Genomic DNA, 5,758 nt, shown 5'->3' with positions numbered 1-5,758 from the left:
CCAACCTGTTTGCGCGATGCTTCGGGGTTGCCTTGATTGCGCTCGGAATCGCTTGTTGGCCACCAATGCCGATCTTGATACGACCTTCCGTGCCGGCGACCTGTTCATCGGCAAGGAGGAGGCGAGCCTACGCGAAATTCACGAAGCGTTGCAGCAGACATATTGCCGCACCATCGGCGCTGAATTCACGCACATCACCGACTCCGAGCAGCGCCACTGGTTCCAGCAGCGTCTGGAAAGCGTGCGCGGCCGTCCGACCTACTCCGCCGACATCAAGAGCCACTTGCTTGAGCGCGTCACTGCCGGCGAAGGCCTGGAAAAGTACCTGGGCACCAAGTACCCGGGCACCAAGCGCTTCGGTCTGGAAGGCGGCGAGAGCCTGATTCCGATGCTCGACGAGTTGATCCAGCGTTCCGGCTCTTACGGCACCAAGGAAATCGTGATCGGCATGGCCCACCGTGGCCGTCTGAACGTGCTGGTCAACACCTTCGGCAAGAACCCGCGCGAGCTGTTCGACGAATTCGAAGGCAAGAAGAAGGTCGAGCTGGGTTCCGGTGACGTCAAGTACCACCAGGGCTTCTCGTCCAACGTGATGACCACCGGCGGTGAAGTTCACCTGGCCATGGCGTTCAACCCGTCCCACCTGGAAATCGTGTCTCCAGTGGTCGAGGGTTCGGTTCGCGCGCGCCAGGATCGTCGTAACGACCCTACCGGTGAGAAGGTTCTGCCGATCTCCATCCACGGTGACGCGGCATTCGCCGGCCAGGGCGTGGTGATGGAAACCTTCCAGATGTCGCAGACCCGCGGTTTCAAGACCGGCGGCACCGTGCACATCGTGATCAACAACCAGGTCGGTTTCACCATCAGCAACCCGCTGGACTCGCGTTCCACCGAGTACGCGACCGACGTTGCGAAGATGATCCAGGCGCCGATCCTCCATGTGAATGGCGATGATCCGGAAGCCGTATTGTTCGTGACCCAGCTGGCCATCGATTACCGCATGCAGTTCAAGCGTGACGTGGTGATCGACCTGGTCTGCTACCGTCGTCGCGGCCACAACGAGGCCGACGAGCCAAGCGGCACCCAGCCACTGATGTATCAGCAGATCACCAAACAGCGCACCACCCGTGAGCTGTACGCCGATCGTCTGACCCAGGGCGGCGTGCTGGATGCAGAGCGTGTTCAGGCGAAAGTCGATGAATACCGCAATGCGCTGGACAACGGCCTGCATGTTGTAAAAAGCCTGGTCAAAGAGCCGAACAAAGAGTTGTTCGTGGACTGGCGTCCGTATCTGGGCCACGCCTGGACGGCGCGTCACGACACCCGTTTTGATCTGAAAACCCTGCAGGAACTGTCCGCCAAGCTGCTGGAAATTCCAGAAGGCTTCGTGGTTCAGCGCCAGGTTTCGAAGATCTACGAAGACCGTCAGAAGATGCAAGCCGGCGGCCTGCCGATCAACTGGGGTTACGCCGAAACCATGGCGTACGCGACCCTCGCGTTCGAAGGTCACCCGATTCGCATGACAGGCCAGGACATCGGTCGCGGTACGTTCTCGCACCGTCACGCGGTGTTGCACAACCAGAAAGACGCGGGCACCTACATCCCGCTGCAGAACCTGTACAAAGGCCAGCCACGTTTCGACCTGTACGATTCGTTCCTGTCCGAAGAAGCCGTGCTGGCGTTCGAATACGGTTACTCGACCACCACGCCTGAGGCGCTGGTGATCTGGGAAGCCCAGTTCGGCGACTTCGCCAACGGTGCCCAGGTGGTTATCGACCAGTTCATCACCAGTGGCGAGCACAAGTGGGGCCGTCTTTGCGGTCTGACCATGCTGCTGCCGCACGGTTATGAAGGTCAGGGCCCGGAGCACTCGTCGGCTCGTCTGGAGCGTTACCTGCAACTGTGCGCCGAGCACAACATTCAGGTAGCCGTACCGACTACGCCGGCTCAGATCTACCATTTGCTGCGTCGTCAGGTGATTCGCCCGCTGCGCAAGCCATTGATCGTTCTGACTCCGAAGTCGCTGTTGCGTCACAAGCTCGCCATATCGACCCTGGAAGATCTGGCCGAAGGTTCGTTCCAGACCGTTATCCCGGAAATCGATGCTCAAGACCCGTCCAAGGTCGAGCGCATGGTTCTGTGTAGCGGCAAGGTCTATTACGACCTGCTGGAAAAACGCCGTGCCGAAGGTCGTGACGACATCGCCGTCGTGCGTATCGAGCAGCTGTACCCATTCCCTGAGGACGACTTGAACGAAGTCCTGGCTCCGTACACCAACCTCAAACATATCGTTTGGTGTCAGGAAGAGCCGATGAACCAGGGTGCCTGGTACTGCAGCCAGCACCACATGCGCCGCATCGTTGGCAATCACAACAAGGCACTCGTTCTCGAGTACGCCGGCCGTGATGCTTCTGCTGCACCTGCTTGTGGTTATGCATCGATGCACGCCGAGCAGCAGGAAAAACTGCTGCAAGACGCCTTTACTGTTTAACGCCTTCGCGCACCTGAAACCGAATTTAAGGACCCACAGATAATGGCTATCGAAATCAAAGCCCCCACTTTCCCGGAATCGGTTGCCGATGGCACCGTTGCCACCTGGCACAAACAACCGGGCGACGCTGTAAAGCGTGACGACCTGATCGTCGACATCGAAACCGACAAGGTTGTGCTGGAAGTGTTGGCGACTGCTGACGGCGTGCTGGGCGCTATCGTCAAGAACGAAGGCGACACCGTTCTGTCCGACGAAGTCCTGGGCTCCATCGAAGCGGGCGGCGCTGCTGCCGCTGCCCCGGCTGCTGCTGCGCCGGCCGCTGCCCAAGCGGCTGCGCCTGCCGCCGAAGGCGAAGACGATCCTGTTGCTGCTCCGGCCGCTCGCAAGCTGGCTGAAGAAAACGGCATCAACATCGCTTCCGTTGCCGGCACTGGCAAAGGCGGTCGTGTGACCAAGGAAGACGTGGTTGCAGCGGTTGCTGCCAAGAAAGCCGCTCCGGCTGCCGCGCCTGCCAAGGCTGCTGCCCCGGCTGCCGCTGCTCCTGTGTTCGCCGCTGGCGACCGCATCGAGAAGCGTGTACCGATGACCCGCGTTCGCGCCACCGTGGCCAAGCGTCTGGTTGAAGCTCAGTCGAACATGGCGATGCTGACCACCTTCAACGAAGTCGACATGACTGAAGTCATGGCCCTGCGTTCGAAGTACAAGGACCTGTTCGAGAAGTCCCACAACGGCGTACGCCTGGGCTTCATGTCGTTCTTCGTCAAGGCTGCTACCGAAGCGCTGAAACGCTTCCCGGCGGTCAACGCGTCGATCGACGGTGCCGACATCGTTTACCACGGCTACGCCGACGTCGGTGTGGCTGTTTCCAGCGACCGCGGCCTGGTTGTACCGGTTCTGCGTAACGCCGAGCTGATGAGCCTGGCTGAAATCGAAGGCGGCATCGCGGCATTCGGCAAGAAAGCCCGTGACGGCAAACTGTCGATGGACGAAATGACCGGCGGCACGTTCACCATCACCAACGGTGGTACCTTCGGTTCGATGATGTCGACCCCGATCGTCAACCCGCCGCAAGCGGCTATCCTGGGCATGCACAACATTCTGCAGCGTCCTATGGCGATCAACGGTCAAGTCGTTATCCGTCCGATGATGTACCTGGCGTTGTCCTACGATCACCGCCTGATCGATGGCAAAGAAGCTGTGACCTTCCTGGTTACCATCAAGAACCTGCTGGAAGACCCGGCTCGTTTGCTGCTGGATATCTGATAGAAGCAGCCGCAGGTTGCATGCTCCAGGCTGCAAGAAATTGCAGCCTGGCTTGTGGCCTGCGGCTTCAAGCTTGTTGCCAAAAGAGGATTTTTTGAATGTCGCAGAAATTTGACGTAGTAGTGATCGGCGCGGGCCCTGGCGGCTACGTAGCTGCCATCAAAGCAGCCCAACTGGGCCTCACGACTGCCTGCATCGAGAAGTACACCGACAAGGAAGGCAAACTGGCCCTCGGCGGTACGTGCCTGAACGTTGGCTGCATTCCATCCAAGGCGCTGCTGGACAGCTCCTGGAAGTACAAGGAAGCCAAAGAAGGCTTCGCTATCCACGGTATCAATCACGCTGGCGTGACCATGGATGTGGCCGCAATGGTTGGCCGTAAAGCCAACATCGTCAAAGGCCTGACCTCTGGCGTCGCCACCCTGTTCAAAGCGAACGGTGTGACCTCCATCGAAGGTCACGGCAAGCTGCTGGCCGGCAAGAAAGTCGAAGTCACCAAGCCTGACGGTTCGGTAGAAATCATCGAAGCCGAAAACGTGATCCTGGCACCAGGCTCGCGTCCGATCGACATTCCACCGGCTCCGGTTGACCAGAACGTGATCGTCGATTCGACTGGCGCGCTGGAATTCCCGTCCGTACCCAAGCGTCTGGGCGTGATCGGCGCTGGTGTTATCGGTCTGGAACTGGGTTCGGTCTGGTCCCGTCTGGGCGCCGAAGTTACCGTTCTCGAAGCGCTGGACACTTTCCTGATGGCCGCTGACGCTGCCGTTTCCAAGGAAGCGCTGAAAACCCTGACCAAACAGGGTCTGGACATCAAGCTGGGCGCTCGCGTCACCGGTTCCAAAGTGAACGGCGACGAAGTCGTTGTGAACTACACCGATGCCAATGGCGAACAGACCATCACGTTCGACAAGCTGATCGTAGCCGTTGGTCGCCGTCCGGTGACCACCGATCTGCTGTCCGCCGATTGCGGCGTGATCGTCGACGAGCGCGGTTTCGTGCACGTAGATGATCACTGCGCTACCACTGTACCGGGCGTTTTCGCCATCGGCGACGTGGTTCGCGGCATGATGCTGGCACACAAGGCCTCGGAAGAGGGCATCATGGTCGTCGAGCGCATCAAGGGCCACAAAGCCCAGATGAACTATGATTTGATCCCTTCGGTTATTTATACTCACCCGGAAATCGCGTGGGTCGGTAAAACCGAGCAGGCCTTGAAAGCCGAAGGCGTTGAAGTTAACGTCGGCACCTTCCCGTTCGCAGCCAGCGGCCGCGCCATGGCAGCGAACGACACCGGCGGTTTTGTAAAAGTCATTGCCGACGCCAAGACCGACCGCGTATTGGGCGTCCACGTGATTGGCCCGAGCGCTGCGGAACTGGTTCAGCAGGGCGCGATCGGTATGGAATTCGGCACCAGCGCTGAAGACCTGGGCATGATGGTTTTCTCCCATCCGACCCTGTCTGAAGCCTTGCACGAAGCCGCTCTGGCAGTGAATGGCGGCGCCATTCACATCGCCAATCGCAAGAAGCGTTAAGACAATAAGAAACCACGGCGGTTTGGCCCGTCGTGAGCCTTGCATGCAAGACTCACCGCGGAAAGTCCGCTGGACGCAGTCTTGCGTAGTTGCACCGGTTGTCCGGAAAGGCTACGCAAGCAGCAGTCACAGGTGGTGCGGCACTTGAACAAGTGCAGCACCGAATGCGCAGTACCTAACGAAGACGGTAATAAGCATGAATCTTCACGAGTATCAGGGTAAGCAGCTGTTCGCTGAATACGGCCTGCCAGTATCCCAGGGTTTCGCCGTAGACACCCCGGAAGCAGCAGCAGAAGCGTGCGACAAAATCGGCGGCACCGAGTGGGTTGTCAAAGCCCAGGTCCACGCGGGTGGTCGCGGTAAAGCGGGCGGCGTAAAGCTGGTTCGTAGCAAAGAAGACGCCAAAGCATTCGCTTCGGCATGGTGTTCCAGTCGCTGGCGCTGTTTCCGCACATGACGGTGGGGGAGA

Annotated in this window: 2 protein-coding genes and 2 pseudogenes; all 4 read left to right on the top strand. The window is 59.3% G+C overall.

From position 1 onward, the window contains the following. Positions 1-61: 61 nt before the first annotated feature. Positions 62-2,491: pseudogene (locus ACQKP4_RS28155) on the top strand (2-oxoglutarate dehydrogenase E1 component); the annotation flags it as partial. A gap of 42 nt (positions 2,492-2,533) precedes the next feature. Continuing rightward, positions 2,534-3,754, top strand: a complete 1,221-nt coding sequence (odhB, locus tag ACQKP4_RS28150; RefSeq protein ID WP_427637312.1) for a 2-oxoglutarate dehydrogenase complex dihydrolipoyllysine-residue succinyltransferase — start codon at positions 2,534-2,536, stop codon at positions 3,752-3,754. 98 nt (positions 3,755-3,852) lie between these two features. Then, positions 3,853-5,289, top strand: coding sequence for a dihydrolipoyl dehydrogenase (gene lpdA / locus ACQKP4_RS28145; RefSeq protein WP_427637311.1), 1,437 nt, complete (start codon positions 3,853-3,855; stop codon positions 5,287-5,289). Between the two features lie 196 nt (positions 5,290-5,485). Further along, a pseudogene (locus ACQKP4_RS28140) lies at positions 5,486-5,743 on the top strand (ATP-grasp domain-containing protein); the annotation flags it as partial. Positions 5,744-5,758 lie beyond the last annotated feature (15 nt).

The organism is Pseudomonas sp. NPDC086278 (assembly GCF_050280905.1).
GTDB lineage: Bacteria > Pseudomonadota > Gammaproteobacteria > Pseudomonadales > Pseudomonadaceae > Aquipseudomonas.
The sequence above is the reverse complement of the archived record's forward strand: the minus strand, read 5'-3'. Positions and strand labels throughout refer to the sequence as shown.

Excerpts from the sequence above, each read along its gene's own strand:
- odhB (WP_427637312.1), top strand. The coding sequence starts at position 2,534 with ATGGCTATCGAAATCAAAGCCCCCACTTTCCCGGAATCGGTTGCCGAT.
- lpdA (WP_427637311.1), top strand. The coding sequence starts at position 3,853 with ATGTCGCAGAAATTTGACGTAGTAGTGATCGGCGCGGGCCCTGGCGGC.